The sequence below is a fragment of the Saccharothrix longispora genome, from assembly GCF_030852425.1.
In the GTDB taxonomy this organism is placed as follows: Bacteria; Actinomycetota; Actinomycetes; order Mycobacteriales; family Pseudonocardiaceae; genus Actinosynnema; species Actinosynnema longispora.
The window spans coordinates 183,112-210,026 of record NZ_NSDM01000005.1 but is presented as its reverse complement, the minus strand read 5'-3'; the positions used below and the strand labels follow the sequence as shown (position 1 = coordinate 210,026).

The window sequence follows — 26,915 nt, the reverse complement described above, 5'->3', positions numbered from 1 at the left end:
ACAACGAAGGAGCACAGCACATGAAGGTCACCGTGGACGAGGACAGGTGCTGCGGCGCGGGCTCGTGCGTCCTGGCCGCGCCGGACGTGTTCGACCAGCGCGACGAGGACGGCGTCGTGGTGCTGCTCGACGCCGAGCCCGCCGAGCACCTGCACGCGGCGGTGCGCGAGGCCGCGGGCGTGTGCCCGGCGGCGGCCATCGCGCTGGGTGAGGGCGCGTGACCGCAGCACCCGACGTCCTGGTCGTCGGGGCCTCCGCCGCCGGTCTCGCGACGGCGGAGGCGTTGCGGCGCAAGGGGCACACCGGTGGGCTGACCCTGCTGGGCGACGAACCGCACCCGCCCTACGACCGGCCGCCGCTGTCCAAGCAGGTGCTGGCCGGCACGTGGCAGCCCGAGCGGGCGCGGCTGCGGACCCCCGAACTGCTCGACGGGCTGGGCGCGACGTTCGTCCTCGGCGACCCGGCCGTGTCGCTGGACCCGGTGGCGCGCACCGTCCGGACGGCGTCCGGGACCGTGCTGCGGGCCGACGTCGTGGTCCTGGCCACCGGCGTGCGACCGCGCGTGCTGCCGGACCAGGCGGGACTGGCCGGGGTGCACGTGCTGCGCACCCTGGACGACGCCGTGGCGCTGCGGGCCGCGCTGCTGGGCGGCGGGCGGCTGGTGGTCGTCGGTGACGGCGTGCTCGGCGCGGAGGTCGCGGCCACCGCGTGCGGCCTGGGCCTGGACGTCACCCTGGCCGGCCCGCAGCGGGCCCCGCTGGCGGCCCAGCTCGGCCCGCTGGTGTCGGGTGTCCTCGCCGACGTGCACCGCGAGCGCGGCGTGCGCCTGCGGCTCGGCGCGGCGGTGGCCGGCCTGGCGGGCCGGGACGGGCGGGTCACCGGCGTGCGCCTGGACACCGGCGAGGTGCTGCCCGCCGACGTGGTCGTGGTCGCGCTGGGCGCGATCCCGAACACCGGGTGGCTGACCGGCAGCGGCCTGAGGCTGGACGACGGCGTGGTGTGCGACGCGCGGTGCCGTGCCGCCGACGGGGTCTACGCCGTGGGCGACGTGGCCCGTTGGCACCACGAGGGGCTGGGCGGCCTGCTCCGGCTGGAGAACCGCACGAACGCCACCGAGCAGGCCGTGGCGGTGGCCGACGACATCCTGGGCGCGGGGCGGCCCTACGCGCCCGTGCCCTACTTCTGGACCGACCAGTTCGACGCCAGGGTGCAGGTCCACGGCGTGCTCGCCCCCGGCGCGTCGGTGTCCGTCGTGGACGGCGACGTGGCCGTCCGCCGGTTCGTCGCGCTCTACGAGCGCGACGGCGAGGCCGTCGGCGTCCTCGGCTGGAACATGCCCAAGCAGGCCCGCGCACTGCGGCAGCGGCTGCTGGGGCAGCTGCTCGACCTCGCCGGTTCGCACGTGGAGCCCGGCGAGGTCGAGGAGGCCGGCTTCCGGCGCGCGCCCCGTTCCCGGACAGACCTCTCGGAGGGACAGCGATGACGAGCACCACCGACCCCGCGGGCGGCAGCCCGGCCGAGGTTGCGGACTACCCCATGCCCCGGGCCGAGGGCCGCCCCTTCGACCCGCCGCCCGAGCTGCGGGCGATGCGGGAGCGGGCGCCGATGACCCGCGTGCGGCTGTGGGACGGCAGCACGCCGTGGTTGGTCACCCGCTTCGCCGACCAGCGCGCGGTGCTCGGCGACCCGCGCGTGAGCGCGGACATGACCCACCCCGACTACCCGCGCCAGGCGCCGGGTCCCGGCGGGACGCTGAGCTTCATCGGCATGGACGACCCCGAGCACGCCCGGTTGCGGCGCATGGTCGGCGCGGCGTTCGCGGTGAAGAAGGTCGAGGCCATGCGGCCGATGGTGCAGGGGATCGTCGACCGCGCGGTCGACGCGCTGCTCGCCGGGCCGAAGCCGGCCGACCTGGTGGAGGCGTTCGCGCTGCCGGTGCCGTCGCTGGTGATCTGCGAGCTGCTCGACGTGCCCTACGACGACCACGACTTCTTCCAGCGCAACAGCCGGACGATCATCAACCGCGACTCCGCCCCGGAGCAGCGGGCCACCGCCATGGGCGAGCTGGGCCGGTACCTCGGCGCGCTCGTCGTCGCCAAGCTGGAGAGCCCGGGCGACGACCTGCTGTCCCGCCTCGGCGGGAAGATCAGGTCAGGTGACCTGACCGTGCCCGAGGCCACGCAGATGGCCGTGCTGCTGCTCATCGCGGGCCACGAGACCACCGCGAACATGATCGCGCTGAGCACGTTGCTGCTGCTGCGCCACCCCGACCAGCTGGCGCTGCTGCGCGACTCCGACGACCCCGCCGTCGCCACCCGCGCGGTCGAGGAGCTGCTGCGCTACCTCACCATCACGCACGGCGGGCGCCGCCGGGTCGCGACGGAGGACATGGAGGTCGCGGGCTGCCCGGTCACGGCGGGCGAGGGCTTCGTGCTGCCCAACGAGATCGCCAACCGCGATCCCGAGGCGTTCCCGGACCCCGACCGGCTCGACCTCACCCGGCAGGCCCGCCACCACCTGGCGTTCGGGTTCGGCGTGCACCAGTGCCTCGGGCAGCCGCTCGCCCGCCTGGAGCTGGAGGTCGTCTACCGCACGCTGTACCGGCGCGTGCCGGGGCTGCGGTTGGCCGTCGACTTCGAGGACGTCCCGTTCAAGCACGACGGCTTCGTCTACGGCGTCCACGAGCTGCCCGTGACCTGGTGACGGTCCGCCCGCGCCGCGCGCGGCGCGGGCGCGTCAGCCGGTCGTGCAGGGGTTGCCGTTGAGCGTGAACACCAGGGGCAGCGGGTTCGGGCCCTGGTACGCGCCCACGAACCCGGTGTTCACCGTGGCCCCGGGGGCGAGCACCTGGTCCGAGCCGACGCGCACGGCGGCGCCGGTCTGCGTCCACGTCGCGTTCCACCCGTTGGCCACCTGCTGCCACGGCGTCGGCCAGTCGAACGCGAGCGTCCACCCGTCCAGCGGGTCCTCGCCGGTGTTGGTGACGTCGACGCTGCCGACGAAGCCGTTGCCCCAGTCGGTCGTGTTCGTCAGCCTGACCGAGCACGGCCCGGCGGCGGGCGCGGCGGTGGTGAAGGTCAGCGGCGGCGAGGCCCAGGACACCCGGCCGGCGCCGTCGCGGGCGATCAGGTTGACCGCGTACCGGGTGCCGGGGGTGAGGTTGCGCGCGGTGAACGAGGTGCCGGTCGTCTCCCCCCACTGCTCGGTCGTGGTGCCCAGCCGCCGGTGCACCTCGTACTTGACGCCCGGCGCGGGACGGGCCCACGTCAGGGTGGCCGTGCGGTCGGTGACGGCGTCGACCGCGGGGCGTTCCGGGGCCGCCGGACCGGTGACCGGCGTGGCCGGCCGCAGCACGATCGTGGTGAGCGAGTACGGCGGGAGCACCACCGACCGCGCCGCGCCGGTCGACGTGGTGATGCCGGTGTCACCGGTGGCGAAGGACAGCACCTGCGCCTGCTCGGCGGGCGCGTACCCGGCGTAGTCCAGGGTGACCGGCTTGGACCGCGCGGGGTCCTGGTTGACCAGCAGCACGGCCAGGCCGCCGTCGGGGCGGCGGGCGGCGTGCGCCCGCACCAGCGGGTCGGAGGCGCCGGCCGCGACGAACCGGTCGCCGGGGCGGGCGAACCGGGACGCCATCGCCAGGCCGTGGTACGGCGCGAACGGCGTGTTCAGCGCCGGTTGGCACACCGAGCCGTCGGCGGTGCAGGTGCCGCTGGAGAGCAGGCCGAAGTCGTCGAAGTCGGTCTGCCCGCCGATGGTGGACACCGTCCCGATGCCGTTGTGGACGTTCCACCAGTCCACCGTGAACACGCCGTTGGCCAGCAGGGTCGCGTAGGCGTCCGCGGCGAACAGCGCGCCGGGTTGGGTGTTGCGCCCGTAGGAGGTGTTCACCTCGGTCAGCGCGATGCCCAGCTCCTTGCCCGCGTGGCGGGCGATCTGCTCCCGGGCCATGCGCAGCATCTCCGGCACGCGGTCCGTCTTGGCCAGCACCTCGGCCCCGGTCGCGCCGACGGGGTACCAGTGCAGCACGGCGAAGTCGACCTCCGGCCCGGCGGTCGACAGCACGACCTGGTTCCACGTGCCCGCGTCGCCGGCCGCCACGATGCCGTCCGGCCAGTCGCCCGGCGTGGTGAGGACCGCGCCCACCCGGATCGTCGGGTCGACCGCCTTCATCGCCCGCGCGTACTCCACGACCAGCGCCGCGTACTGGGCCGGGCTCTTGTCCGGGTGGTCGTCGGCCTCCCACTGCGAGCCGTAGTGCCCGTTGCCGTACAGCTCGTTGCCGATCTCCCAGTACTTCACGCCGTAGCCCTTGGTGACGTTGGCGTAGCGCACCCACTCGGCCGCCTCCTGCGGCGTGCCGGTGCCGTAGTTGGCCGTCACCACGGCCTGCGCCCCGGCCCGCCGCACACCCGCCATGAACGTGTCGAAGTCGGTGTTCGGCGCGACGTACCCGCCGGGCGCGGTGTGGTCGCGCCAGTGGTAGATGTCCGAGTACGAACCGCCGGGGTAGCGCATCGCGCCCACCCCGGCCCCCTTGAGCAGGTCGGACACCTCGGGCGTGCCGAGCTGGGCGTCCCAGATCGCGTGGTTCACCCCGATCGCGGCGTCGTCCACTGCCTCCAGCCCGGCGCGCGCGTTCACCGCCACGCGGACGCCGGGTTCGTCCTGCGCCAGCACGGCCGGTGCGGCGAGGGCGGGCATGACGACGGCGGAGGCGACCAGGGTGAGCACGAGCAGGGTGGCGCGCGGTCTCATGGCGGTGTCCTCTGCGACGACGGTGTCCGGGAGCGCTCCCAGGCTGACCGCGCGCCGTCGGGTCTGTCAATCACCACCTTCGGTCGGCCACGGCTCCCGACCCGTCACGCCGAGGCGAGACCCGCCTTGAGGGCGCGGGCGAGGCGCACCGCGCGACGTGCCTGGAAGGACACCGCGTCCAGCTCGACCTGCCCGGGCGGCGTCTGGCCGTTGTCCGAGACGTGGCTGGAGCCGTAGGGGTTGCCGGCCTGGAACTGGATCGGGTCGGCGTAGCCGGGCGGCACGATGACGCAACCCCAGTGGTAGAAGGTGTTGTTGAGCGCGGTGATCGTGGTCTCCTGGCCGCCGTGCGCGGTGGCCGCCGAGGTGAACGACGTCGCCACCTTGTCCACCAGCTTGCCCGCGCCCCACAGCGGCCCCGTGGTGTCGATGAACTGCTTGAGCTGCGCCGCCGGCATGCCGAACCGGGTCGGCGCGCCGAAGATCAGCAGGTCGGCCCACTCCAGGTCGTCCAGCGACGCCTCCGGCAGGTCCTGGGTCTGCCGCGCGTGCGTGGCCCAGCCCTCGTTGCTCGCGATGGCCTCCTCCGGCGCGAGCTCCCGCACCTTCCGCAACCGCACCTCGGACCCCGCCTCCTCGGCGGCGCGCGCCGCGGCCTGGGCCATCGCGTGGACGCTGCCGGTGGCGGAGTAGTAGACGACGGCGGTCCTCAGGTCTGACATGGGCTCTCCAGGTGTCCGGTCGACGTGACTCCACCGGGGCATACCCGCTGAGGGCCGGAGATCACCCGCGACCGCCCGATCGTGGGTCGGCGGGGTGGCCATCCGGTGCGCGGCGGCTGGTCCGCCCCGTGCGGCAGGTGCCGGGCGCGTCGGACCCGACGACTGGGTTCCGGGGCCATGCGCGTGCTGTTCGCCGGCCTGTCCTCCGTCGGCCACACCTACCCGATGATCCCGCTCGCCGTCGCCGCCCGCGACGCCGGGCACGAGGTGCACTGGACCGCGGGCGACGCGGTGCACGAGGCGCTGGCCGCCGACGGGCTGCGGCCCTTCCGCCCGGCGGACTCGTTCCACGAGGTCTACGCCGAGGACCTGGAGCCGGAACTGGCCCGGTTGCGGCCCGACCTCGTCGTGCACGGATGGGGCGTGCCGGGTGCGGCCGTCGCCGCGCGCCGCGTCGGGGTGCCGGGCCTGTGGCACGGGTTCGGCCGCATGTTCCCCGAGGGCATCGGCCTCGCCCCGCCCGCCGAGGCCGTCCCGGGTCTGCCGCACCTCGACATCTGCCCGCCGTCGTTGCAGGACGAGGACTTCCTCGCGACCGCCCGGCGCGTCGCGCTGCGGCCCGTCGCGCTGCGGCCCGTCGCGCACGCAGAACCGGGCGCGCTGCCCGCCCGCCGCGGCTCCCGCGCGCTGGTCCACCTGACGCTCGGCACCGCGTTCGGCACTCCGGAGCTGCTCACCGCCGCCGTCGCGGGCCTCGCGACCCTGGGCGCGCTCGCCGTCGGCGTTCCGCAGCTGCTCCTGCCGCAGGGGGCCGACCAGTTCGTCAACGCCGACGCGCTCGCCGCCTCCGCCTCCGGCGCCGGTCTGCGGCTGCTGCCGGGGGAGCAGGACGCGGAGGCCGTCGCCGACCTCGTCCTCACATTGTTGGCACACCGCGCCCACCGCGACGCGGCGCGCGGCCTCACCGAGGAGATCGCCCGCATGCCGTCGCCGGCCGAGGTCGCCCGCCGGTTGCCGGAGTTCGCCTGAGCCACCCCTCCGGTGGTCGGCGTGCCGACCCGGCCGGAACCGACCTTGTTGCCGGATCGGCAACAAGGTTTGCCGATCCGGTCGCACGGCGCGCATGGTGGTCCCAGGAGGTGGTCCTGATGACCGAGCAGGTGCGCGACAGGTACGACGTGGTGGTGGTCGGCGGCGGCGCCGCGGGGCTGAACGGGGCGTTGATGCTCGCCCGTGCCCGGAGGTCGGTGCTGGTGGTCGACTCGGGAGCGCCGCGCAACGCCCCCGCCGACGGGGTGCACGGGTTGTTCGCCCGCGAGGGCGTGTCGCCGGTCGAGCTGCTGGAGCGCGGCCGGGCGGAGGTGCGCTCCTACGGCGGGCACGTCGTGGCGGGCGAGGTGGGCGCGGTGGTCCGGGAGGGCGCCGGGTTCGCGGTGGAGGTGGCCGGCCGCGCGGTCCGCGCCCGCCGGGTGCTGGTGGCCTCGGGACTGGTCGACGAGCTGCCGGACGTGGCCGGCCTGCGCGAGCGGTGGGGGCGCGACGTCGTGCACTGCCCGTACTGCCACGGGTGGGAGGTCCGGGACCGGGCCATCGGGGTGCTGGCAACCGGGCCGATGTCGGTGCACCAGGCGCTGCTGTTCCGCCAGTGGAGCGACGACGTCGTCCTCTTCGCGCACACCGCGCCCGCACCCACCGACGAGCAGGCGGAACAGCTGGCGGCGCGCGGCATCCGCGTGGTGGGCGGCGAGGTGGCGGCCCTGGAGGTCGTCGACGACCGGATCGCCGGCATGCGGCTCGCGGACGGCTCGGTCGTCGCCCGCGACACCGTCGCCGTGGCCACCAGGATGGTCGCCCGCACCGGTTTCCTGGACGCGCTCGGCCTGCGGCCGGTGCCGCACCCGTCCGGGATGGGCGAGCACGTCGCGGTGGACGCGACCGGTCGCACCGAGGTGCCCGGCGTGTGGGCGGCGGGCAACGTGGCGGACCTGTCGGCACAGGTCGGCGCGTCGGCGGCGGCGGGCGCGGCGGCGGGCGCCCACATCAACGCGGACCTGGTGCTCGAGGACACCCGGCTGGCGGTCGACGCGTACCGCGCCCCGTTCTCCGCCGCGGCCGAGTCGCGGGTGGCCGAACTGGTCGCCGGCAACCGCCGCCACGGCCTGTGACCGCGCCGGCCGTGGCGGGTCAGACGCTGCGGAGCACCGACACCACGGTGCCCAGCACCACGGCCTCGTCGCCGTCGATGACGTCGTAGGCCGGGTTGCGGGGCTCCAGCAGCACGTGGCCGTTGCGGCGGCGGTAGACCTTCACGGTGGCCTCGCCGTCGATCATCGCGGCCACGATCTGGCCCGAGTGGGCCTCCTGCTGGCGGCGCACCACGACGATGTCGCCGTCGCAGATGGCCGCGTCGACCATCGAGTCGCCGCGCACGCGCAGGCCGAACACGGTGCCGCGCCCGGTCAGCTCACGGGGCAGGTTCAGGACGTCGTCCACGTGCTCCTCGGCCATGATGGGCGCGCCGGCGGCGATGTCGCCGACCACGGGCACCGGCACCGAGTCGCCGGCGGGCTCCCGGCCGGCCGGTTCGCGCAGGAACGCGCGCACGTCGATCGGCCGGGACATGCTCGCGCCCCGGCGCAGGAAACCCTTGTCCTCCAACGCGGCCAGGTGCTTCGACACCGACGACGACGAGCGCAGGCCGACCGCGTCACCGATCTCGCGCGTGCTCGGCGAGTGGCCGTGCCTGACCGCCCAGTCCCGGATCACGGCCAGGATGCGCTGCTGGCGCTCGGGCAGGGCCGAGGTGTCCAGGTGGTCGAACTCGTCGAAGCCGTAGGCGGTCACCCGCGTGATCATAGGCGTGGTCCGGCCCGGCTGTCACCGAGGGTGACCGGGTCGGACCAGGTCCGGCACGGCGGTCACGTCGTCGTCGAGCCGGAGCCACCAGCCGCGGTCTGGGTGGTGGTCCGGGAGTTCGGCCTGGCCGAGCCCGCGGGCGCTCGGGCACCAGCAGTTCGCCGTCGTCCAGGCGCAGCACGCGGGGGCGGCCCCGTCGCGGACCGCGGTGTGCTGGACCGCGAGGACGGGCGGCAGGGTGAACCGGGACACGGTGATCACCGTAGCGGCCGGGTCGGTCCACCGTCGCCGAAACCCTTGCGGTACCGGGAATCCCGGTATCGCCCCGACCTCGCGACCGGCGATGATCGGCTCTTGCGGGACTGTGCCATGACGTGCACTCTCAAGGTGGAGATGTTCGTTTCTGTTGGAGCCTGTTCGCCCTGCTGGAGCTGCCAACGATGACCGCTTCCCTGACGCCGCCCGCCGGACTCGCCGCCACGGCCCTCATCGCCCTGCTCGTGTGCGCGGCCCCGGCGGTCCTGCCACCCACCGCTTCCGCCTCCACACCACCCTCTGCCGCCCTCGCCTCCTCAGCCGGGGCGCCCTTCGCGGGAGCCGTCCCCGACCAGAGCACCGCCGAATCCGGCAACCCGTTCGTCGACGGGTGGTACGCCGACCCGGACGTCGCGATCTACGGCGGCCGGTACTGGGTCTTCCCCACCACCTCCGCGCGCTACGCCGAGCAGACCCACCTCGACGCCTTCTCCTCGACCGACCTCGTCCGCTGGACCAAGCACCCGAACGTGCTGACCACGGCGGACGTCCCGTGGGCGGAGTTCGCGGTGTGGGCCCCCGCGCCGATCGAGCGCGACGGGAAGTACTTCCTGTACTTCGCCGCCAACGACATCCAGGACGACTCGGAGGTCGGCGGCATCGGCGTGGCCGTCGCCGACCGCCCCGAGGGCCCCTACCGGGACGCCATCGGCGAACCGCTGGTCGCCGCGTTCCACAACGGCGCCCAACCCATCGACCAGGACGTCTTCATCGACGACGACGGTCAGGCGTACATGTACTACGGCGGCTGGGGCCACGCGAACGTGGTGAAGCTCAACCGCGACATGACGAGCCTCGGCACGTTCGCCGACGGCAGCACGTTCAAGGAGATCACCCCCTCCGGCTACGTCGAGGGCGCGCAGATGTTCAAGCGCGGCGGCCGGTACTACCTGATGTGGTCCGAGGGCGGCTGGACCGGCCCGGACTACTCGGTGTCCTACGCCATCGCCGACTCGCCGACCGGGCCGTTCGCCAAGCTCGACAAGGTCCTCGCGCAGGACCCGGCGGTCGCCCGCGGTTCGGGGCACAACTCGGTGCTCAACATCCCCGGCACGGAGACCTGGTACGTCGTCTACCACCGCAGGCCGCTGAGCGAGACCGACGGGAACCACCGCCAGCTCGCCTACGACCGCATGCACTTCAACGCCGACGGCACCATCCGCCGGATCGCGATGAAGGTGCGCGACGACTTCGCCGACGGCAACGCGCTCGGCTGGAAGACCCGCGGCGGGACGTGGTCGGCGACCGGCGGGCGGTACCGGGCGGGCAGCTCGCCGGGTGGCAAGGCGTTGCTGGACACGAACTTCGCCGACTTCACCCAGGACACCGACGTCACGATCACCTCGGGTGGCGGCGACGCGGGCCTCGCGTTCCGGGTGACCGGCGCGACCGAGGGTGCCGACGCCTACCGCGGCTACTACGCGGGGATCAGCGCGGCGGGCCGGGTCGTCCTCGGCAGGGCCGACGGCACGTGGACCCAGCTGGGCTCCGCCGCAGTCCCCGTGGCGCTCGGCAAGACCCACCGCCTGCGCGTGACGGCGGCCGGCGCGTCGATCCGGGTGTACGTGGACGACCTGGCCACCCCTCGGATCAGCGTCACCGACGCCACCCACCGCGGCGGCGCGAACGGCGTGCGGGTGTTCAACGCCGCCGCCACCTTCGACAACGTCGCAGTCGACCACCTCACGACCGGCCTCGCGCTCGGCAGGCCCGCCACGGGCACGCCGTCGTGCGGCCCGTCGGAGGGACCGGAGAAGGCGGTCAACGGCAGCGTCGGCGGCGGCAACGCGGACAAGTTCTGCTCCTCGGTGGCCGGGGCGCGGCTCCAGGTCGACCTCGGCGCGGTGCGGACCATCGGCCGGTTCGAGGTGGACCACGCCCAGGCGGGCGGCGAGCAGGCCGCCTACAACACCAGGGCGTTCGGGATCTCCGTGTCCGACGACGGCGTCCGGTGGACCCCGGTGGTCGACGTCGTCGACAACACCGCCGCCACCACGGTGCACCCCGTCACCGGGGTGTCCGGCCGCCACGTCCGGCTCGACGTCGCGGTGCCCACGCAGACCGCGGAGCAGGCCGCCCGCATCTACGAACTGCGCGCTTACGGCTGACCGGAGCCGGAAGCGCCTGACGGACCGCCTCGGTGGTCGGCACCCTCGCGGGCCCCGCGAGGGTGCCGACCACCGAGGCTCCCCGTACCCGCGCCCCGGACGCGGTCAGCCGTCCTGGCGGGCCATCACGGCCCACACCGTCTTGCCCTTGTCCCGCCACGTCACGCCCCAGTCCACGCACAGCGTCTGGACCATGCGCAGGCCGTTGCCCCGGGTCGCGCCCAGCCGCGACTGCCCGAGCACGGGCCGGTCCGGCGACTCGTCGTCGACCTCGATCCGGACCGTGTCCGCGTCGCCGGTCAACCGCACCTCCAGCGCGCGGAGGCCGTGGTCGTAGGCGTTGCTCACCAGCTCGGTGACGATGAGCAGCAGGTCGCCCACCTTGTCCTCGTCCAGCCCGTCGACGAAGGCGGCGGTCTTCCGCCGGACGTCCGACAGGGCCGGCGCGACCCCGTCCAGGCCGATCACCAGCGAGTCCGACAACGGCAGGCCGTGCGGCTCACCCACCTGCGGGCCGCCCGACGCACCGCGCACCCGCCGCGCCGGTCACGCCGACTCCTCGTCGCGCGATGCCGCCCGGACCGCGTCCTCGACCCCGTCGTGCAGGGGGAGCAGCGTCGACATCGAGGTCAGCTCCAGCGTGCGGCGCACGTTGCGGCTCGCGACCACGTGCACCCGCCGGCCCGACTCCGCGCCGTGCCGGCGCAGCTGGGCGAGCGCCGCCAGCCCCGACGAGGCGAAGAACGTCACCCCGGACAGGTCGAGGACGAGCGCCCCGGACGCCGTGTCGAGCGCCTCGACCGCGCGGTCGCGCAGCTCGTCGCTGTTGGACATGTCGATCTCGCCGGTCAGGCGCAGCACGACCACGCCACCGTCGGTACCACCGTCGCCCGCCGAGAACCGGGTGTTCGCCTCGCTCACACCGCACATCATGCAGGGCCGCCCCGCCGCGCACCAGACAGCGTGGTCGCGGGCCCATCGCACGGTGCGCCGGCGGTCCCGTCGGCCGCGGGGAAGCCCGCACGACCACGGGCGCACGCCCGGTCGTCCCACGTCAGGACGGCTACGCCCACCGGCTCAGCGCGACCAGCACCAGCACGACGCCCGCGACGGCGGCCAGGACGCCCAGCAGCCCGCCGAGCAGCAGGCCGGTGCCGACCGACCGCCACGGCGGTCGCGCGAACGCGAGCCCGGCGCCCAGCACCAGCGAGCCGAGCGTGACGCCGAGGAACGCGCAGGCGTACTCGCCGCCGCGCCAGCCGTGGACGCGCGACGTGCCGAAGGCGACGACCACGCAGGTCAGCAACGCGGCGGAGACCAGGAACCCCGCGAAGGCCGCGCCCGGTCTGCGCCGTGACCGCCGATACCGCTCCGCCACGCCGTCCACGTCACCCGCGCCGTCCACGTGGCCCAGTCTCGCGAACCGGCGGCGGGCGGCGCATGAGTAGGACTACGCGGCCACTGTGGACACCGCCGCCGGTGGTTCAGTGCACCGCGGGCACGCCGCCGCTGTTCCGCCCGCGTCGCACGATCGTCGCGGAGAGCACCGCGCCGACCAGGCACAGGCCGCCGGTGACCAGAACGGCGGTGTGCATGCCGGAGACGAACGCCTGCGCCGCGCCCTGGTGGACGGCGGCCTGCACGTCGGCGCCCACGCCCGGCAGCACGGGGGTCACGCCCATCGCGACCGCGTCGTGCGCGCCGGTCAGGCCGTCGGCCAGCGGGGCGGGCACCCCGGCGGACAGGAAGGAGTCGCGCAGGACCGATCCGACCCGGCTGCCCAGCACCGACACCAGCACCGCCGTTCCCAGCGCGCCGCCGACCTGGAGCGCGGTCGCCTGGAGGCCGCCGGCGACGCCGCCGTCGCGCACCGGGGCGTTGCCCACGATCGCCTCCGAGGACGCGGCCATCACCATGCCCACGCCGAGGCCGAGGGCGAGGAAGCACGGCCACATCGTCGCGTAACCGGAGTCCACGCCGAGGCCGAGCAGGCCGAACGACGCGCCGGCCTGGAGCACCATGCCCAGGGTGAGCGTCAGGCGGGGGCCGTACCGGTCGGTCAGCGCCGCGCCGAGCGGGCTGGCGACCATCGACGCCAGGCTCAGCGGCAGGGTGAGCACGCCGGCCTCGACGGCGCCGTACCCCCGCACGTTCTGGAGGTACAGCATGAGGAAGAAGATCGAGCCCAGCAGCACGAAGAAGTTCACCGCGGTGACCGCCGCGGCCACGCTCAACGACGGGTTGCGGAACAGGCGCATCGGCAGCAGCGGGTGCGCGGTCCGGTTCTCGACCACGACGAACACGGCCAGCAGCGCCACGCCGAGCGCCAGCAGGCCGAGGGTCCTGGGTGAACCCCAGCCCCAGGACTCGCTCTGCACGACGGGGTAGACGATCGCGATCATGCCGAGCGCGAGCAGCGCCACGCCGGGGAGGTCGAACCGGTGGTGCCCCGTGCCGTCCTTGCTCTCCGGCAGCACGAGCAGGCCCACGACGAGGCCGAGCAGGCCGATCGGGGCGTTGACCAGGAAGACCGACTCCCAGCTCACGTGCTCCACCAGCAGGCCGCCGACGATCGGGCCGGCCGCGGTGGACACCGACGAGACGGCGGCCCAGATGCCGACCGCCGCACCGAACCGGCGGGGCGGGAAGACCGCCCGCAGCAGGCCCAGCGTGTTCGGCATCATCAGCGCGCCGCCGAGCCCCTGGAGCGCCCGGAAGGCGATGACGCCCGCGGTGGAGCCGACCACCGCGATGGCCACCGAGGCGAGGGTGAACAGGACCAGGCCGGCCAGGAAGAACGTGCGGCGGCCGAACCGGTCGCCGAGCTTGCCGCCCAGGATCAGCGCGGCGGCCAGCGCGAGCAGGTAGGAGTTCGTCACCCACTGGAGCTCGGACAGCGACGCGTTCAGGTCCTGGCCGATGTAGGGGTTGGCGATCGCCACCACGCTGCCGTCGAGGCCGACCATGAACAGGCCGAACGCGACGGCGACCAGCGTCCACCAGGGGTTGGTGCGCGGGCTGCGCCGTTCTCGTGCCGCCTCCGGTCGAGCGCCGGCCAGGACGGGTGTGTCGTGCACGGGTGTTCCCCTTCGAGGTGTGTTCGCGTGGAGGTGTCCACGGTGGAGGTGACCGGCGACGGGCCGGGACGACCGGTCGGGGCGGGTCAGCCGAGGGCGTCCAGCAGCGCGGCCAGTGCGGGCAGGGCGCGCAGGACGGCGTCGGCCTGCGCGGGGTCCACGCGCCGCAGCCCCTCGGCGAGGACGTCGCCCATGGCGGCGTCGGCCCCCTCGATCCGGGCGCGCGCCTCGTCGGTGACGTGCAGGTGCGCGACCCGGCGGTCCTGGTCGTCCTGCGCCCGTGTCAGCAGCCCGGCCTCCACGAGCTGGGAGACCAGCGTGCTCACGTTGGTGGGCTGCATCAGCAGGACGTCGGCCGCCTCGCGGACCGTGATCCCCTCCCGCCCGCCGACGAGCCGCAGCAGCGCCAGCTGGTTCTCCGGTGGCTTGGGGTGCGGGAAGTCCCGCGCCATGCGCCGGTCGACCACGCGGTGCAGGTCGCTGAGGAGCACGGCGAACCGCGTGGTCGACGAGGTGTCGGGGGTGGGTCGCTCGGTCACCCGACGAATGTACCTATGAAGTCATAGGTACAGCTCCATACTGATTTGGTGACGTGCCGCACCCCGTGGGCGCGCCTCGGGCGCGGGCGCCCCTCAGGAGCCCAGCACGAGCGCGACCCCGGCGAGGACGGGGACCGACAGCACGGTGCTGACCAGGACGGCGTCCCGGGCCGGCACGACGCCGCGGTCGTAGGTCGTGGCGTAGACGAACACGTTCTGCGCCGTGGGCAGGGCGGACGTCACGGTGACCGCCAGCAGCGCCGCGTCGTCCAGCCGGAGCACCCAGCGCCCCAGCGCGTACGCCGCCGCGGGCTGCACCACCGCCTTGAGCGCGACGGCCAGCCACACCTGCCCGGCCGCCTCGCCCGCGGCCGGCCGGGGCGCGCCGTGCAGGCTCGTGCCGTACGCCAGCAGGGCCGCCGGGACCGCGAGGCCGGCCAGCAGCTCCACCGGCCGCAGCACGAGGGCGGGCGGCTGCCACCCGGTCTCGGCGAGCACGAGCCCGAGGGCGCAACCGATGACGACCGGCGTGCGCAGCGGTTGGCCGAGCAGCCGCAGCGGCGACACCCGGCCGTGCGACGAGGCGAGCACCGCCAACCCGACCGGCGCCAGCACCAGCACCTGGAACAGCAGCACCGGGGCCACGATCGACGCGTCGCCGAGCACGTACACCGCGATGGCCACGCCCAGGTTGCCCGCGTTGACGTAGGACGTGGCCAGCGCGCCGATCGCCAGCTCCGCCGCCGGCATCCGCCACCGCCACCGGCCGACGGCCACGAAGAGCAGCGCGCACAGCACCGCGCTGCCCGCCGTCGCCACCAGCGTGGGCGAGAACAGCGCCGACGGGTCGGCGTCGGCGAGGGTGAGCAGCAGCAGCGCGGGCGTCGCGACGTAGAACGACAGCCGGGACAGCACCACGGCCGCACCGTCGCCCAGGACGCCCGTGCGGGCGGTCACCCACCCGACCGCGATGACCGCGATCAACGCGCTGAAACCGCCCAGCACGGCGTTCACGCCACCGCCCGCGCCGTCATCGGGTCTCCTCCACCGGGGACGGTCAGCGGGACTCGTCGACGACGACGCGGTCGACGGTCCAGGCGCGGGCCTGGTCGCTCATCGTGATGCCCAGACCGGGGCGGTCCGACAGGTGCATCCGCCCGCCGCCGATCGCCAGGCGCTCGTCGAACAGCGGGTGCAGCCAGTCGAAGTGCTCCACCCACGGCTCCAGGGGGTAGGCGGCGGCCAGGTGCACGTGGATCTCCATCGCGAAGTGCGGCGCGATCGGGAGGTTGCGGTGCTCGGCGAGCGCGGCGAGCTTGAGGAACTGGGTGATGCCGCCGATCCTCGGCGCGTCGGGCTGGAGGACGTCCACCGCGCCCTGCCTGATCAGCTCGTGGTGCTCGGCGACGCTGGTCAGCATCTCGCCGCCGGCGATGGCGGTGTCCAGCGCCCCGGCCAGCCGGGCGTGGCCCTCGGCGTCGTAGGCGTCGAGCGGCTCCTCGATCCAGACCAGGTCGAACTCCTCCAGCGCACGGCCCACGCGCATGGCGGTGGGCCGGTCCCACTGCTGGTTGGCGTCGACCATGAGCGGCACGGCGTCGCCGACGTGCTCGCGCACGGCGGCCACCCGGCGCAGGTCCTCGGCCCGGTCCGGCAGGCCCACCTTCACCTTGATGCCCCCGACGCCGGACTCCAGCGCGCGGGTGGCGTTGTCCTTGAGCCGCTCCACCGACTCGTGCAGGAACCCGCCGGAGGTGTCGTAGCAGCGCACCGAGTCGCGGTGCGCGCCGAGCAGCTTGGCCAGCGGCAGGCCCGCGCGCTTGGCCTTGAGGTCCCACAGCGCCACGTCGATCGCGGCCAGCGCCTGGGTGGCCGCGCCGCTGCGGCCCACCGACGCGCCCGCCCACACCAGCTTGGTCCACAACCGCCCGATGTCGCTGGGGTCCTCGCCGATCAGGTCGGGGGCGACCTCGCGGGCGTGCGCGAACTGGGCCGGGCCGCCGGCGCGCTTGGCGTAGCCGAACCCGACGCCCTCCAGCCCCGCCTCGGTGCGGATCTCGGCGAACAGGAAGGCCACCTCGGTCATCGGTCGCTGCCGCCCGGTGAGGACCTTGGCGTCGCTGATGCCGGTGGGCAGCGGGAGGGTCACCGAGGACAGGGTCACCGAGGCGATCCGGTCGAGCACGGCGGGGGAGCGGCCTGCCACGTCAGGAGACCTCGCCGACGAGCGCGGTCAGCTCGGCCAGCTCGTCCGCCGTGAGGTCGCTCAGCGGCGGGCGCACCCGACCGCCGTCGCGGCCCGCTGCGGTCAGCCCGGCCTTGACGATGGACACCGCGTAGCCGCGGTCGCGGTCGCGGATGTCGAGGTAGGGGATGACGAAGTCGTCGAGCATCCGGTAGACGGCGGCGCGGTCCTGGGCGCGGACCGCGGCGTAGAACTCCAGGGCGAACTCGGGCAGGAAGTTGAACAGCGCCGACGAGTACGTGCTCATGCCGAGCTGGAGCAGCGGCAGCGCGAAGGTCTCGGCGGTGGGCAGCCCGCCGATGTAGATCAACCGGTCGCCGACCCGGGCGTACGTGCGGGTCAACCGCTCGATGTCGCCGACGCCGTCCTTGAGGCCGATCAGGTTGGGGTTGCGGTCGGCCGCCTCGGCCACGACGGCGTCCGACAGCACGGCGTTGGCCCGGCTGTAGACGACCACGCCCAGGTCGGTGGCCCGGCACACGGCGGTGATGTGCTCGACCAGGCCGCGCGGGCCGGCCTCGGTGAGGTACGGCGGGAACAGCAGCACGCCGGAGGCGCCCGCCTCCTGGGCGGCCCTGGCCTGGGCCGCGGACGACGCGGTCCCGCCGGTGGCGGGTGCGACGACCGGCACCGCGCCGGCCACCTCGTCCACGGCGACCCGGACCACGCGGTCGACTTCGGCCGGGGTGAGCGAGAAGACCTCGCCGGTGCCGCCCGCGGCGAACAGGCCGGCCACGTCGAACCCGGCCTGCCAGGCCAGGTGCTCGCGGTACCGGGCCTCGTCGAACTCCAGCGCGTCGTCGAAGTGGGTGACCGGGAAGGACAGCAGACCGGACTCGAGCCGGTCGGCGAGAACGTCGGGGGGCATCAGCGTCACGGTGTCGGTCCTCGGTCCGGCGGGCCGCCGCGCGGTGCCGCGGGCGGTGGGGTCGTCGTCACCGTACGAACGCGCCACGATGCCTGTCCAAGTGTTGTTCCGCATTGCTCAATACCTTGACGGTATCAGCCGACCGGACGTCACGGCAGCGGCGCGTGGTCCTCCAGCGCTCCCAGCACCCGCCACAGCGCCGGGTTGGCCGACGCGCGCAGCCACAGCAGGTGCAACTCCACCGGCTCGGGCACGGCGGTGGCCAGACGCACGAACCCCACGCCCTCGATGGACAGCCGCGCCGCGGACTCCGGCACGAACGCGACACCCCGGCCCGCCGCCACCAGCCACAGCATCGTGAGCACCTGGCTCACCGCGTGCACGGTGTTCCCGCGCGCGATCGGCACCGCCCCCACCACGAGGTCGTGGAAGTAGCGCGCCTTCGTGGGCGAGTGCATGACCACCGGCTCGGACGCCACGTCGGCGGCCGTGACCAACGGCCCCGCACCGAGCAGCCGGTGTCCGGTGGGCGCGGCGATGAGCAGCGCCTCCCGGTGCAGCAGGCGCGAGCCGAACGTGGCGTGGTCGAACGGCGGGCGCGCCAGTCCCAGGTCGACCTCCTCGTCGAGCAGGCCGGCGACCTGCTCGCGGGTCACCATCTCGACGAGGTCGACGTCGAGGTCCGGCAGCTCGGCGGACAGCCGGTTGAGCAGGGTGCCCAGCACGCCGTAGGCCGAGGCGGCGGTGAACCCGACGCGGATCAGGCCGCTGGAGCCCGACGACACCCGGCGCGCCTGCTCGGGGGCGGCGTCGGCCAGCACCAGCAGCCGCCGCGCCTGCGCCAGGAAGACCCGGCCGGCGGCGGTGAGGGTCACCCTGCGGTTGTCCCGGACCAGCAGCTGCGCGCCGACCGCGCGTTCCAGTTTCTGGATCTGCCTGCTCAACGGCGGCTGGGTCATCTTCAGGCGCGCGGCGGCCCGACCGAAGTGCAGCTCATCGGCCACCGCGACGAACCCGCGCAGCTGCTCCAGCGTGAACGCCATGCCCGGAAGGTATCAATCCGCGCCCGTTCTGATCGGATGCGCATGACGGCACTCCGCGCTCGCCACCCGCGTCGGCGGAACCACCCGTGCTGGAACGGTACAGTCGGCAGGTGCGCGCTGGTAGGTTGCCGCACGTGGAACGGGTCGACGCGGTGGGCGGGGCGCGCAGGGCGACCATCAAGGACGTCGCCGCGCGGGCCGGTGTGTCGCCCTCGGCGGTGACGATCGCGCTGCACGACAAGCCCGGCGTGTCGGCGTCCACGCGCGAGCGCATCCTGGAGGCCGCGCGGGAGCTGGGGTGGCGGCCCAACCTTGCCGCGTCGTCCCTGGCCGGTCGCGCCGTGCACACGGTGGGGCTGGTCATCGCGCGCCCGGCGCGGATGCTCGGGCTGGAGCCGTTCTACATGGAGTTCATCTCCGGCATCGAGAGCGTGCTCGTCCGCCGGTCGTGCTCGCTGCTGCTGCGGCTGGTGGAGGGCGACGGCGAGGTCGAGGTCCACCGCGAGTGGTGGCAGGGCGGGCGGGTCAACGGCTGCGTCCTGGTCGACCTGCGCGTGGACGACCCGCGCATCGACGCGCTGGCCTCGATCGGGCTGCCCGCGGTGGTGGTGGGGCACCCGAGCCTGGCCGGGCCGTTCACCTCGGTGTGGACGGACGACGCCGCCGCCGTCGAGGAGGCCGTGCGCTACCTGGCCGCGCTGGGGCACCGGCGCGTCGCGCGGGTCAGCGGGCCGGTCGAGCTGGGGCACAGCGCCATCCGCACGGACGCGTTCACCGAGGTCTCCCGCCGGCTGGGCCTGGAGGCGCGCACCGTCGTGGCCGACTTCTCCGCCGACCAGGGCAGCCGGGCGTGTCGGAACCTGCTGCTGGAGAGCGAACGGCCCACGGCGATCGTGTTCGACAACGACGTGATGGCCGTCGCGGCGCTGGGAGTGGCGGCGGAGTTCGGCCTGTCCGTGCCCGGTGACCTGTCCCTGCTGGCGTGGGACGACTCCCAGCTGTGCCAGCTCACGCGCCCGACGCTGTCGGCGATGCGGCACGACGTGTTCTCGTTCGGCGCGCAGGCGGCCGGGACGCTGTTCGACGTGATGGCAGGGGTGACGCCCCCGGCACACCGCGCGCACGTGCCGAGCCTCGTCCCCCGCGGTTCCACGGCGCCGCCCCGCCGATGAGCGGGGTTTCGGCTGTGACCGGCACTAGTGCGTTTTAGTAGATGGTCTTGACAGTGTGATGCGAGACACCTACTTTTGTCTTGTCCAGACCTGTCTTGTCCGGTGTGCACAGGGGAAATCCCTGTCGAACGGTGCGCGCGGGCCAGGTGGAGCGTTCAACCTCAACCCTGCTCCGGATCGTCCGGTCATGCCCCGGCACGTCCGACAAGAGGAGAACACCGTGCACCCCGTCCCCCGGCGCGTCCCGGCCGCGCTGCTCGCCCTGCTGACCGCGTTCGGCCTCGCGGTGGCGATCACGCCGCAGGGTTCCGCGTTCCCCGCCTCGACCAGGCAGGCCGTGATCGACCACCTGGCGTCCATCACCGGCCGCAACACCATCTCCGGGCAGCACAACAAGGAACCCGCGAACCTGCCGGGCCAGTACACGCAGCAGGTCAAGGACATCACCGGTCAGTACCCCGGCCTGTGGGGCGGCGACCTGATGTTCCGCCCCGAGGACGTCGCCAACCGGCAGCGCGTCGTGGACCAGGCCAAGACCGAGTGGGCCAACGGCTCCCTGGTCGCCCTGACCTGGCACGTGTGCACGCCCACCGGTGGCAGCGGCTGCCAGTTCGACGGCGGCGTGAAGACGCGGATCAGCGACCGGCAGTTCGCCGAGGTCGTCACCGACGGCACCGCGCTCAACGCCGCGTGGAAGCGCCGCCTGGACGAGGTCGTGCCCTACCTCCAGCAGCTCAAGGCCGCGGGCGTCCCGGTGCTGTTCCGCCCGCTGCACGAGATGAACGAGTCGTGGAACTGGTGGGGCAACCGGCCCGGCCCGGACGGCGGCGCGAAGCTGTTCCGGATCACGCGGGACCACCTGGCCGGCAAGGGCCTGGACAACCTGATCTGGGTGTGGAACGTCCAGGACAACCCCGCCGGCGACTGGGCGGCCTACTACCCGGGCGCGCAGTACGTGGACGTGGTGTCGCTCGACGTCTGGTACAAGCCGTACCCCAGCCAGGCCGACTACCAGCAGGTGCAGGCCATCGCGGGCGGCAAGCCCATCGCGATCGCCGAGATGGGCAAGGTGCCGAACGCGTCCCTGCTGGACGGCCAGACCCGCTGGTCCTACTTCATGGTCTGGTCCGAGCAGTTGCGCGGCAACAACTCCAACGCCGAGATCCAGGCCGGCTACTTCCACCCCCGCGTGCTCAACCAGGGCGAGTTCACCATTCCCGGCGGCACGGCGCGCGGCGGCCCGATCACCGGCTCGGGCGGCAAGTGCGTGGACGTCGCCGGCGCCGGCACGGCCAACGGCACACCCGTGCAGCTGTGGGACTGCAACGGCACGGCGGCGCAGACGTGGACGGCGGGCGGCGACGGCACGTTCCGCGCGCTGGGCAAGTGCCTGGACGTGACGGGGCAGGGCACGGCCAACGGCACGCCCGTGCAGCTGTGGGACTGCAACGGTTCGGGCGCGCAGCGGTGGCAGGTCCAGAGTGGACAGCTGCGCAACCAGCAGTCCGGCCGGTGCCTCGACGTGCCCGGCGGGAACACCGCCGCCGGCACCCGCCTGCACGTCTGGGACTGCAACGCCAACGCCTGGCAGAGGTGGAGCACCCCGGCCTGAGCCGGTGTGCGGCGGGCCGCGCCGACCGGCTCGCCGCACACCGGCAGGTGGACGAGGGGCGCTGCCGTGGAGCCGGCCCGGATCGACGACCAGGTGCACGTGGTCACCGGGACGAACGAGTGTCCTCCTCCCGCCCGGCACCGGCGGGACGTGGACGATGCGAACCCGGGAAGGATGGCCGATGGCCGTTACGCGTCTGCTGTCGGGAGCGTTCTGGCTGACCACGCTGGTCCTCTCGGTCGCCTTCCGGGACGAGGCCCCCGGTGCGCTCCCGGCGGTCCTGGCAGGAGGAGTGGTCCTGCTCCTCGGGGGAGTCGTCATGCGCGCGGTCGACAAGCGCCGGCACCGGCCCCCCGACCGCTGAAGCCCCGACCCACCCGGTCGACTGGTGCAGGATGACGTGGTGCGGGTGGCGTTCCGGAGTGCGGCCCCTGGGAGGAAGAGGATGAGCGTGCCGGTCGGGTACCTCCACCGCGAACCGCCGGTCGACCCCGAACTGATCGCACGGCTGGAGGAGCGGATCGGTCACGCCCTGCCCGACCGGTACCGCGACTACCTGTTGGAGCAGGACGGTGGTCAACTCGACGAGAACGACCGCGGAGTCGACTCGATCTTCAGCTTGGGCGGGACGTCCCGCTGCGTGGGCACGTGGGAGAGCCTGGACACCTACCGGGATCGGGTGCCGCCGTGGTTGTTGCCGGTTGCCGACGACGGTGCGGGCAACCTCTTCGGCATCTCGCTGCGACCGGGCGATCGCGGCTCGGTGTGGTTCTGGGACCACGAGGGGCAAGCGGATGACGGCCTGCCGCCCGCCGAGGACAACGTGACGCCGGTCGGGGAGAGCTGGGTGGAGTTCCTGGACGGCTTGACCCCTGGCTGAAAGCCGCTCCGGGATGCCGCTCGTGGACCCGCCTGGTGCGAACGCACGACTCGCGCGGCGCGAACGCACGACTCGCGCGGCCTGGACGTACGACTCGCGCGGCCTGGACGTACGACACGCGGGTATCGTGGGGGTGGGCTCCGGGCGGCCCGCCCTCCGCGCACTGGTGAACGCCCGGTGGGACAGGCAGCCGACCCCGGTCCAGTGACCAGTGGCAGGCCGCGGCAACGCGGGGACCCGCCGGCGACCGCCGCTGGAGGAAGCCGGACCATGACCACCGTCGACGACGCCAAGGCGATGGCGCGCCGGTTGCGAGCCGGGCTCGCGGCCTCGGGCACCGCCATCACCCACTCCCGGGCGCTGGAACTGGTCGCGCACCAGCTCGGCCACCGCGACTGGAACACCCGCCACGCGGCACTGTCCGCACCCGCCGGTCCGCTGCTGGTACCCGTCCTGCGCACCTTCCCCGGTGACCAGGCGCACGCGTTCTACTGCGACTACCTCGGTTTCCGGGTCGACTGGGAGCACCGCTTCGAGGGCGGCCTGCCGCTGTACCGGCAGGTCTCGCGCGGCGGTTGCGTGCTGCACCTGAGCGAGCACCACGGCGACGCCACCCCCGGCTCGGCGGTGCGCGTCGCGGTCTCCGACCTGACCCGCCTGCACGCCGAGCTGCACGCCACCCGCTACCCGCTGCGCCCCGGCGTCGAACCGCAGCCGTGGGGCCGGGACATGACCGTGCCCGACCCCTTCGGCAACCGGATCACCTTCCACGAGCCCGCCGGACCCGGGGCGTCGGTGATGGTGATCGCCGGCAGGGGCTGACGCGGCACGCCGGACGTGCGTCAATGGTCCCGTGATCGCGAACAGCCCGTGGGCGCGCACCGAGCGGCTCGAACTGCGCCGGTGGGCGCCGGAGCACCTGGAGGGGCTGCGCGCGCTCGCCGCGCTGCCCGAGGTCGTGCGGTACGTCGGCGACGGCACGCCGTGGGACGACGCGACCGTGGCGGCCAAGCACGAGGCCGCGCTGGAGCACTGGCGGCGATCGGGGTTCGGCTGGCTGGCGGTGCTCGACGCGCCGGGCGCGTCCGTCGGGCTGGTCTCGGTGAACGAGCGGTCGGTCGGGGAGTCGGGCATCGGCGTGCCCGCGGTGGAGATCGGGTACTGGGTCGCCCCGGCCGCCTGGGGGCGCGGGTACGGGACCGAGGCCGCCGGAGCGGTCGTCGACGCGCTGTTCGCCCGCGGGCTCGCCGACCGCCTCGTCGCCCGTCACGACCGGGCCAACACGGCGTCGGGGCGGCTGCTGGGGAAGCTCGGGTTCGTGCCGCACCACGCGGTCGGCGCCCTGGTGTACTCGGTGCTCGAACGCCCCGGCGGGTAACCCCGGGCGCACGGGTCCGACCCGGTCCCGGGGCGGGCCGCCGGCCGGTGCCGTCCGTCAACCCCCGACACCCCGGGGTGTCGGCCGCAGCACCAGCACGACGAAGCCGAGCACGCCCCGGTAGCCGCCGAGCCGGGCCGTCCGGTGCGCGGCCGACGCCTCCAGCGCCTGCCGGTGGTCCGGGTGGTCGGGGTGGTCGAGCGCCCACCGCGCGAGCGAGCCGGTCCAACTCCACTCGTACTCGTCCCACTCGGCGAGCGTGCCCACGTGCCCGTGCACCGGCGTCCAGCCGTCGGCCACGACGGACGCGACGGTCGAGGCCAGGTCGGTGGACCCCTGCGGCCCGGCCTCGACCTCCGCGCGCACCTACGGTGACGGTTCGCGCTCCCGGAAGCAGTCGCCGAGCACGAGGACGCCGTCGGCCGCGAGGTGCTCCCGGGCGGCGGCGAGGGCGGGGAGCAGGGCACCGAACGCGTAGGCCGCGCCGACGCCGAGCACCACGTCGGCGCGGCGGGTCGGGCGGTAGGTCGTCACGTCGTGGCGCACGGGTTCCAGCCGGTCGGCGACGCCGCAGCGGAGCGCCTCGGCGTGCGTGCGGTCGAACCCGGCGTCGGAGATGCCGACGTCCACGGCGGTCGCGGCGTCGTGCGCCTGGAGGGCGCGCGGCAGCCACGCGTCCCTCCCCGCGGCCCAGGTCGAGCAGGTGGGCGTCCGGTGCGCCCGCATTTCCGACCGGGCGCACTTGTGTGTAACCATAAGTAACAGTAATCTTGGGTAACAGGAACGGACCGCAGGCCATCGTCCTCAGGGAGCCCCACATGACCAGCGTCGACACCCACGACCGCGCGAGCGCGGACCGGTCCGACCGCCAGGCCGTCGCGCGCAGGTTGTTGGACTCGTCGGAGCAGCTGTCCTACGACCCCGTCCAGGAGGTCGACTGGGAGACGCCGCTCGACACCGACCACCACGGCACGAGCCCGGAGTGGAGCACCCTGTACGGCACGTCCTACTGGGACGAGATGACCCCCGGGCAGCAGCGCGAGCTGACCCGCCAGGAGGCGGCGTCCGTGGCGAGCACCGGGATCTGGTTCGAGATGATCCTCCAGCAGATGGTGCTGCGGGACTTCTACGCCAAGGACCCGACGGACCCCGCGTTCCAGTGGGCGCTGACGGAGATCGCCGACGAGTGCCGGCACTCGATCATGTTCGCGCGCGGCGCGGCGAAGCTGCGGGCGCCCGCGTACCGGCCGCGCCGGTTGGTGGTCGAACTGGGGCGGGCCTTCAAGACCGTCGCCTTCGGCGAGGCCGCCTACGCCGCCATCCTGGTGGCGGAAGAGGTGCTGGACGTCATGCAGCGCGACTGGATGCGCGACGAGCGGGTGGCGCCCTTCGTGCGCACCATCAACAACATCCACGTGGTCGAGGAGTCGCGGCACATGAAGTTCGCCCGCGACGAGACCCGCGAGCGGCTCAAGGGCGCCGGGTGGCTGCGCAAGCAGGTCAACGCCGTCGTCGTGGCCGGCGCGTCGTACGCCATCGTCACCAGCATGGTCAACGACGCGGTCTACGCCAACGCCGGGCTCGACCCCGCCCGCGCGATCCGCGAGGCCAGGGCCAACGAGCACCACAAGTCGATGCTGCGGTCCAGCTGCGCCGGGTTGATGGAGTTCCTCGACTCGTGCGGGCTGCTCACCAAGGCGTCCCTGGTGTTCTACAAGCGCGCGAACCTCATCTGACGCCCCATGGCCTACGCGATCACCCAGACCTGCTGCAACGACGCGTCCTGCGTCGCCGTCTGCCCGGTCAACTGCATCCACCCCACACCGGACGAGCCGGACTTCGGCACCACCGAGATGCTCTACGTCGACCCGCGCGCGTGCATCGACTGCGGCGCGTGCGCGGACGCGTGCCCGGTCGACGCGATCTTCCCGGTGGACGCGCTGAGCGCGGCGATGGAGCCCTACGCCCGGATCAACGCCGAGCACTACGCCGACCGGGACGTGATCGCGGAGGCGGCGGACCCCTCGCCGAACTTCCACCGGTGGGCGCCGCCGGTGTTCGACCGCACCATTCCCGGCGACCTGGAGCCGCTGGACGTGGCGGTGGTCGGCACCGGCCCCGCCGGCATGTACGCCGTCGAGGACCTGTTGCTGCACACCAACGCCCGGGTCACCCTGATCGACCGGCTGCCCGTCGCGGGCGGCCTCGTGCGGTACGGCGTCGCGCCCGACCACCCGTCGACGAAGAAGATCGGCGACGTGTTCGCGCGTTTCCACACCCACCCCCGGCTCCGGCTGCGGCTGGGCGTCGAGGTGGGGCGGGACGTCACCGCCGACGAGCTGGCGGCGCGGCACGACGCCGTGGTCTACGCCGTGGGCGCCGCCGCGGCCCGCCCGCTCGGCATCCCCGGCGAGGAGCTGCCCGGCAGCCTCGCCGCGACGACCGTGGTGGCCTGGTACAACGGGCACCCCGACGTGCCGGCGGACGCGGTGGACCCGTCGGCCGAGCGGGTGGTCCTGGTGGGCACCGGCAACGTCGCGCTCGACGTGGCGCGCATCCTCACCGCCGACCCCGCCACCCTGGAGGGCACGGCCATCGCGCCGGGGGCGCTGGCCCGGCTGAGGTCGGGGAAGGTGCGCGAGGTCGTGCTGCTCGCCCGGCGCGGCCCGGACGTCGCCGCGTACACCAGGCCGGAGCTGCTGGCGCTGCTCGGGCGCGACGACCTGGACGTGGTGGTCGACGCGCACGACCCGCGCACGGCCGCCGCGATCGACGCCGCCGCGCCAACCGGGAAGGCCGGGCTGCTCCGGGGCGTCGCGCGGGAGGCAGTCGACTGGTCCGCACCGCCCCCTCGGGGCACGCGGCGCATCGTGCTCCGCTTCCACTCCGCGCCGCTGGAGGTCGTCGGCGACGCGGAGGTGCGGGGGCTGCGCGTCACCGGTCCCGACGGCGACGTGGAGATCGCCGCCGGCCGGGTGGTGCGGGCGGTCGGCTACCGCGGCACCCCGCTGCCGGGCCTGCCGTTCGACGAGGTCACCGGCACGGTCCCGCACACCGGTGGGCGCGTCGCGGGGCGGACCGGGGCCTACGTCGTGGGGTGGGCCAAGCGCGGCCCGTCCGGCGGCATCGGCGCGAACCGGGCCGACGCCGCCGAGACGGTGGGCACGCTGCTGGCCGACGTCGCCGCCGGCCGGCTGCCGGTGCGGACCAGGCGCCCGCCGCTGCTCACCGTGCTCGCCTCCCGGCTCCGCCGGAAGGGCTGACCGGCCACGGGGGTTGCGACGTCCTGCCCCACGGGTACCCGTGGGGCAGGAACCGAGCCGTCTTCGCGATGGAGGAACC

General features: G+C 74.2%; 29 protein-coding genes. 14 read left to right on the top strand and 15 right to left on the bottom strand.

From position 1 onward, the window contains the following. Positions 1–20: 20 nt before the first annotated feature. The 3 genes from CKY47_RS14090 to CKY47_RS14080 are packed head-to-tail and all read left to right on the top strand — an operon-like array spanning position 21 to position 2,703. A complete protein-coding gene (locus CKY47_RS14090) occupies positions 21–221 on the top strand; it encodes a ferredoxin (protein WP_306746220.1) in 201 nt (66 codons plus the stop codon). Further along, positions 218–1,483, top strand: coding sequence for an NAD(P)/FAD-dependent oxidoreductase (locus CKY47_RS14085; protein WP_306746219.1), 1,266 nt, complete (start codon positions 218–220; stop codon positions 1,481–1,483). Before CKY47_RS14090 ends, CKY47_RS14085 begins: the two co-directional genes overlap by 4 nt. Next, on the top strand, positions 1,480–2,703 hold the full coding sequence (locus CKY47_RS14080; protein ID WP_306746217.1) for a cytochrome P450: 1,224 nt from the start codon (positions 1,480–1,482) through the stop codon (positions 2,701–2,703). The genes CKY47_RS14085 and CKY47_RS14080 overlap by 4 nt, the downstream gene beginning before the upstream one ends. 33 nt (positions 2,704–2,736) lie before the next feature. Here CKY47_RS14080 and CKY47_RS14075 read toward each other — a convergent pair whose 3' ends face one another. Further along, positions 2,737–4,758: a cellulose binding domain-containing protein gene (locus CKY47_RS14075; RefSeq protein WP_306746216.1), complete on the bottom strand. Its 2,022-nt coding sequence runs from the start codon at positions 4,756–4,758 to the stop codon at positions 2,737–2,739. A 104-nt stretch (positions 4,759–4,862) separates the two neighbouring features. Continuing rightward, positions 4,863–5,480: an NAD(P)H:quinone oxidoreductase gene (gene wrbA / locus CKY47_RS14070; RefSeq protein ID WP_306746215.1), complete on the bottom strand. Its 618-nt coding sequence runs from the start codon at positions 5,478–5,480 to the stop codon at positions 4,863–4,865. A 177-nt stretch (positions 5,481–5,657) separates the two neighbouring features. On the opposite strand from wrbA, the gene CKY47_RS14065 reads away from it, so the two are divergent. Then, positions 5,658–6,509, top strand: a complete 852-nt coding sequence (locus tag CKY47_RS14065) for a glycosyltransferase (RefSeq protein WP_306746214.1) — start codon at positions 5,658–5,660, stop codon at positions 6,507–6,509. Between the two features lie 119 nt (positions 6,510–6,628). Beyond that, positions 6,629–7,645, top strand: a complete 1,017-nt coding sequence (locus tag CKY47_RS14060; RefSeq protein ID WP_306746213.1) for an NAD(P)/FAD-dependent oxidoreductase — start codon at positions 6,629–6,631, stop codon at positions 7,643–7,645. Positions 7,646–7,664: 19 nt separating this feature from the next. Here the strand turns inward: CKY47_RS14060 and lexA are convergent, their stop codons facing one another. Both lexA and CKY47_RS14050 read right to left on the bottom strand, forming a co-directional pair. Continuing rightward, on the bottom strand, positions 7,665–8,324 hold the full coding sequence (gene lexA / locus CKY47_RS14055) for a transcriptional repressor LexA (RefSeq protein ID WP_306746212.1): 660 nt from the start codon (positions 8,322–8,324) through the stop codon (positions 7,665–7,667). A gap of 33 nt (positions 8,325–8,357) precedes the next feature. Next, complete coding sequence (locus CKY47_RS14050; protein WP_306746211.1) at positions 8,358–8,588, bottom strand: hypothetical protein; 231 nt, start codon at positions 8,586–8,588, stop codon at positions 8,358–8,360. 188 nt (positions 8,589–8,776) lie between these two features. Here CKY47_RS14050 and CKY47_RS14045 point away from each other — a divergent pair, with 188 nt between their 5' ends. Next, the gene (locus CKY47_RS14045) at positions 8,777–10,759 is read left to right on the top strand and encodes a family 43 glycosylhydrolase (protein WP_306746210.1); all 1,983 of its coding nucleotides are present in this window, start codon (positions 8,777–8,779) and stop codon (positions 10,757–10,759) included. Between the two features lie 105 nt (positions 10,760–10,864). Here the strand turns inward: CKY47_RS14045 and CKY47_RS14040 are convergent, their stop codons facing one another. From CKY47_RS14040 to CKY47_RS14000, 9 genes are all read right to left on the bottom strand, one after another. Further along, positions 10,865–11,293, bottom strand: coding sequence for an ATP-binding protein (locus CKY47_RS14040; RefSeq protein ID WP_306746209.1), 429 nt, complete (start codon positions 11,291–11,293; stop codon positions 10,865–10,867). Between the two features lie 12 nt (positions 11,294–11,305). Beyond that, entirely contained in the window at positions 11,306–11,680 is a 375-nt protein-coding gene (locus CKY47_RS14035) for an STAS domain-containing protein (protein ID WP_306746208.1), read from the bottom strand. 142 nt (positions 11,681–11,822) lie between these two features. Then, complete coding sequence (locus CKY47_RS14030; RefSeq protein ID WP_306746207.1) at positions 11,823–12,164, bottom strand: hypothetical protein; 342 nt, start codon at positions 12,162–12,164, stop codon at positions 11,823–11,825. A 79-nt stretch (positions 12,165–12,243) separates the two neighbouring features. Beyond that, positions 12,244–13,836, bottom strand: a complete 1,593-nt coding sequence (locus tag CKY47_RS14025; RefSeq protein ID WP_306746206.1) for an MFS transporter — start codon at positions 13,834–13,836, stop codon at positions 12,244–12,246. Positions 13,837–13,922: 86 nt separating this feature from the next. Then, positions 13,923–14,375, bottom strand: a complete 453-nt coding sequence (locus CKY47_RS14020; RefSeq protein ID WP_306746205.1) for a MarR family winged helix-turn-helix transcriptional regulator — start codon at positions 14,373–14,375, stop codon at positions 13,923–13,925. Positions 14,376–14,468: 93 nt separating this feature from the next. Further along, positions 14,469–15,389 carry an AEC family transporter gene (locus CKY47_RS14015; RefSeq protein WP_306746204.1) on the bottom strand — a complete coding sequence of 307 codons (921 nt, stop codon included), beginning with the start codon at positions 15,387–15,389 and terminating at the stop codon, positions 14,469–14,471. A 43-nt stretch (positions 15,390–15,432) separates the two neighbouring features. Further along, positions 15,433–16,581, bottom strand: coding sequence for an L-talarate/galactarate dehydratase (locus CKY47_RS14010; protein WP_306746203.1), 1,149 nt, complete (start codon positions 16,579–16,581; stop codon positions 15,433–15,435). A gap of 1 nt (position 16,582) precedes the next feature. Beyond that, entirely contained in the window at positions 16,583–17,497 is a 915-nt protein-coding gene (gene kdgD, locus CKY47_RS14005) for a 5-dehydro-4-deoxyglucarate dehydratase (protein WP_306746202.1), read from the bottom strand. Positions 17,498–17,637: 140 nt separating this feature from the next. Next, complete coding sequence (locus tag CKY47_RS14000) at positions 17,638–18,531, bottom strand: LysR family transcriptional regulator (RefSeq protein ID WP_306746201.1); 894 nt, start codon at positions 18,529–18,531, stop codon at positions 17,638–17,640. A 134-nt stretch (positions 18,532–18,665) separates the two neighbouring features. On the opposite strand from CKY47_RS14000, the gene CKY47_RS13995 reads away from it, so the two are divergent. From CKY47_RS13995 to CKY47_RS13970, 6 genes are all read left to right on the top strand, one after another. Beyond that, positions 18,666–19,703 carry a LacI family DNA-binding transcriptional regulator gene (locus CKY47_RS13995; RefSeq protein WP_306746200.1) on the top strand — a complete coding sequence of 346 codons (1,038 nt, stop codon included), beginning with the start codon at positions 18,666–18,668 and terminating at the stop codon, positions 19,701–19,703. A gap of 187 nt (positions 19,704–19,890) precedes the next feature. Further along, entirely contained in the window at positions 19,891–21,315 is a 1,425-nt protein-coding gene (locus tag CKY47_RS13990) for a glycosyl hydrolase (protein WP_306746199.1), read from the top strand. Positions 21,316–21,496: 181 nt separating this feature from the next. Next, entirely contained in the window at positions 21,497–21,679 is a 183-nt protein-coding gene (locus CKY47_RS13985) for a hypothetical protein (protein ID WP_306746198.1), read from the top strand. A gap of 81 nt (positions 21,680–21,760) precedes the next feature. Continuing rightward, on the top strand, positions 21,761–22,195 hold the full coding sequence (locus CKY47_RS13980) for an SMI1/KNR4 family protein (RefSeq protein ID WP_306746197.1): 435 nt from the start codon (positions 21,761–21,763) through the stop codon (positions 22,193–22,195). Positions 22,196–22,465: 270 nt separating this feature from the next. After that, positions 22,466–23,017: a glyoxalase superfamily protein gene (locus CKY47_RS13975; RefSeq protein WP_306746196.1), complete on the top strand. Its 552-nt coding sequence runs from the start codon at positions 22,466–22,468 to the stop codon at positions 23,015–23,017. A gap of 31 nt (positions 23,018–23,048) precedes the next feature. Then, positions 23,049–23,573 carry a GNAT family N-acetyltransferase gene (locus tag CKY47_RS13970; RefSeq protein ID WP_306746195.1) on the top strand — a complete coding sequence of 175 codons (525 nt, stop codon included), beginning with the start codon at positions 23,049–23,051 and terminating at the stop codon, positions 23,571–23,573. A 57-nt stretch (positions 23,574–23,630) separates the two neighbouring features. On the opposite strand, the gene CKY47_RS13965 is transcribed toward CKY47_RS13970, so the two are convergent. Beyond that, entirely contained in the window at positions 23,631–23,939 is a 309-nt protein-coding gene (locus CKY47_RS13965) for a hypothetical protein (protein ID WP_306746194.1), read from the bottom strand. Further along, complete coding sequence (locus CKY47_RS13960) at positions 23,940–24,299, bottom strand: class I SAM-dependent methyltransferase (RefSeq protein ID WP_306746193.1); 360 nt, start codon at positions 24,297–24,299, stop codon at positions 23,940–23,942. Positions 24,300–24,391: 92 nt separating this feature from the next. Between CKY47_RS13960 and CKY47_RS13955 the strand changes: the two genes are divergently transcribed. Both CKY47_RS13955 and CKY47_RS13950 read left to right on the top strand, forming a co-directional pair. Next, positions 24,392–25,309: an AurF N-oxygenase family protein gene (locus CKY47_RS13955; RefSeq protein WP_306746192.1), complete on the top strand. Its 918-nt coding sequence runs from the start codon at positions 24,392–24,394 to the stop codon at positions 25,307–25,309. Between the two features lie 6 nt (positions 25,310–25,315). Further along, positions 25,316–26,836, top strand: coding sequence for an FAD-dependent oxidoreductase (locus CKY47_RS13950; RefSeq protein ID WP_306746191.1), 1,521 nt, complete (start codon positions 25,316–25,318; stop codon positions 26,834–26,836). The last annotated feature ends 79 nt before the right edge of the window (positions 26,837–26,915 follow it).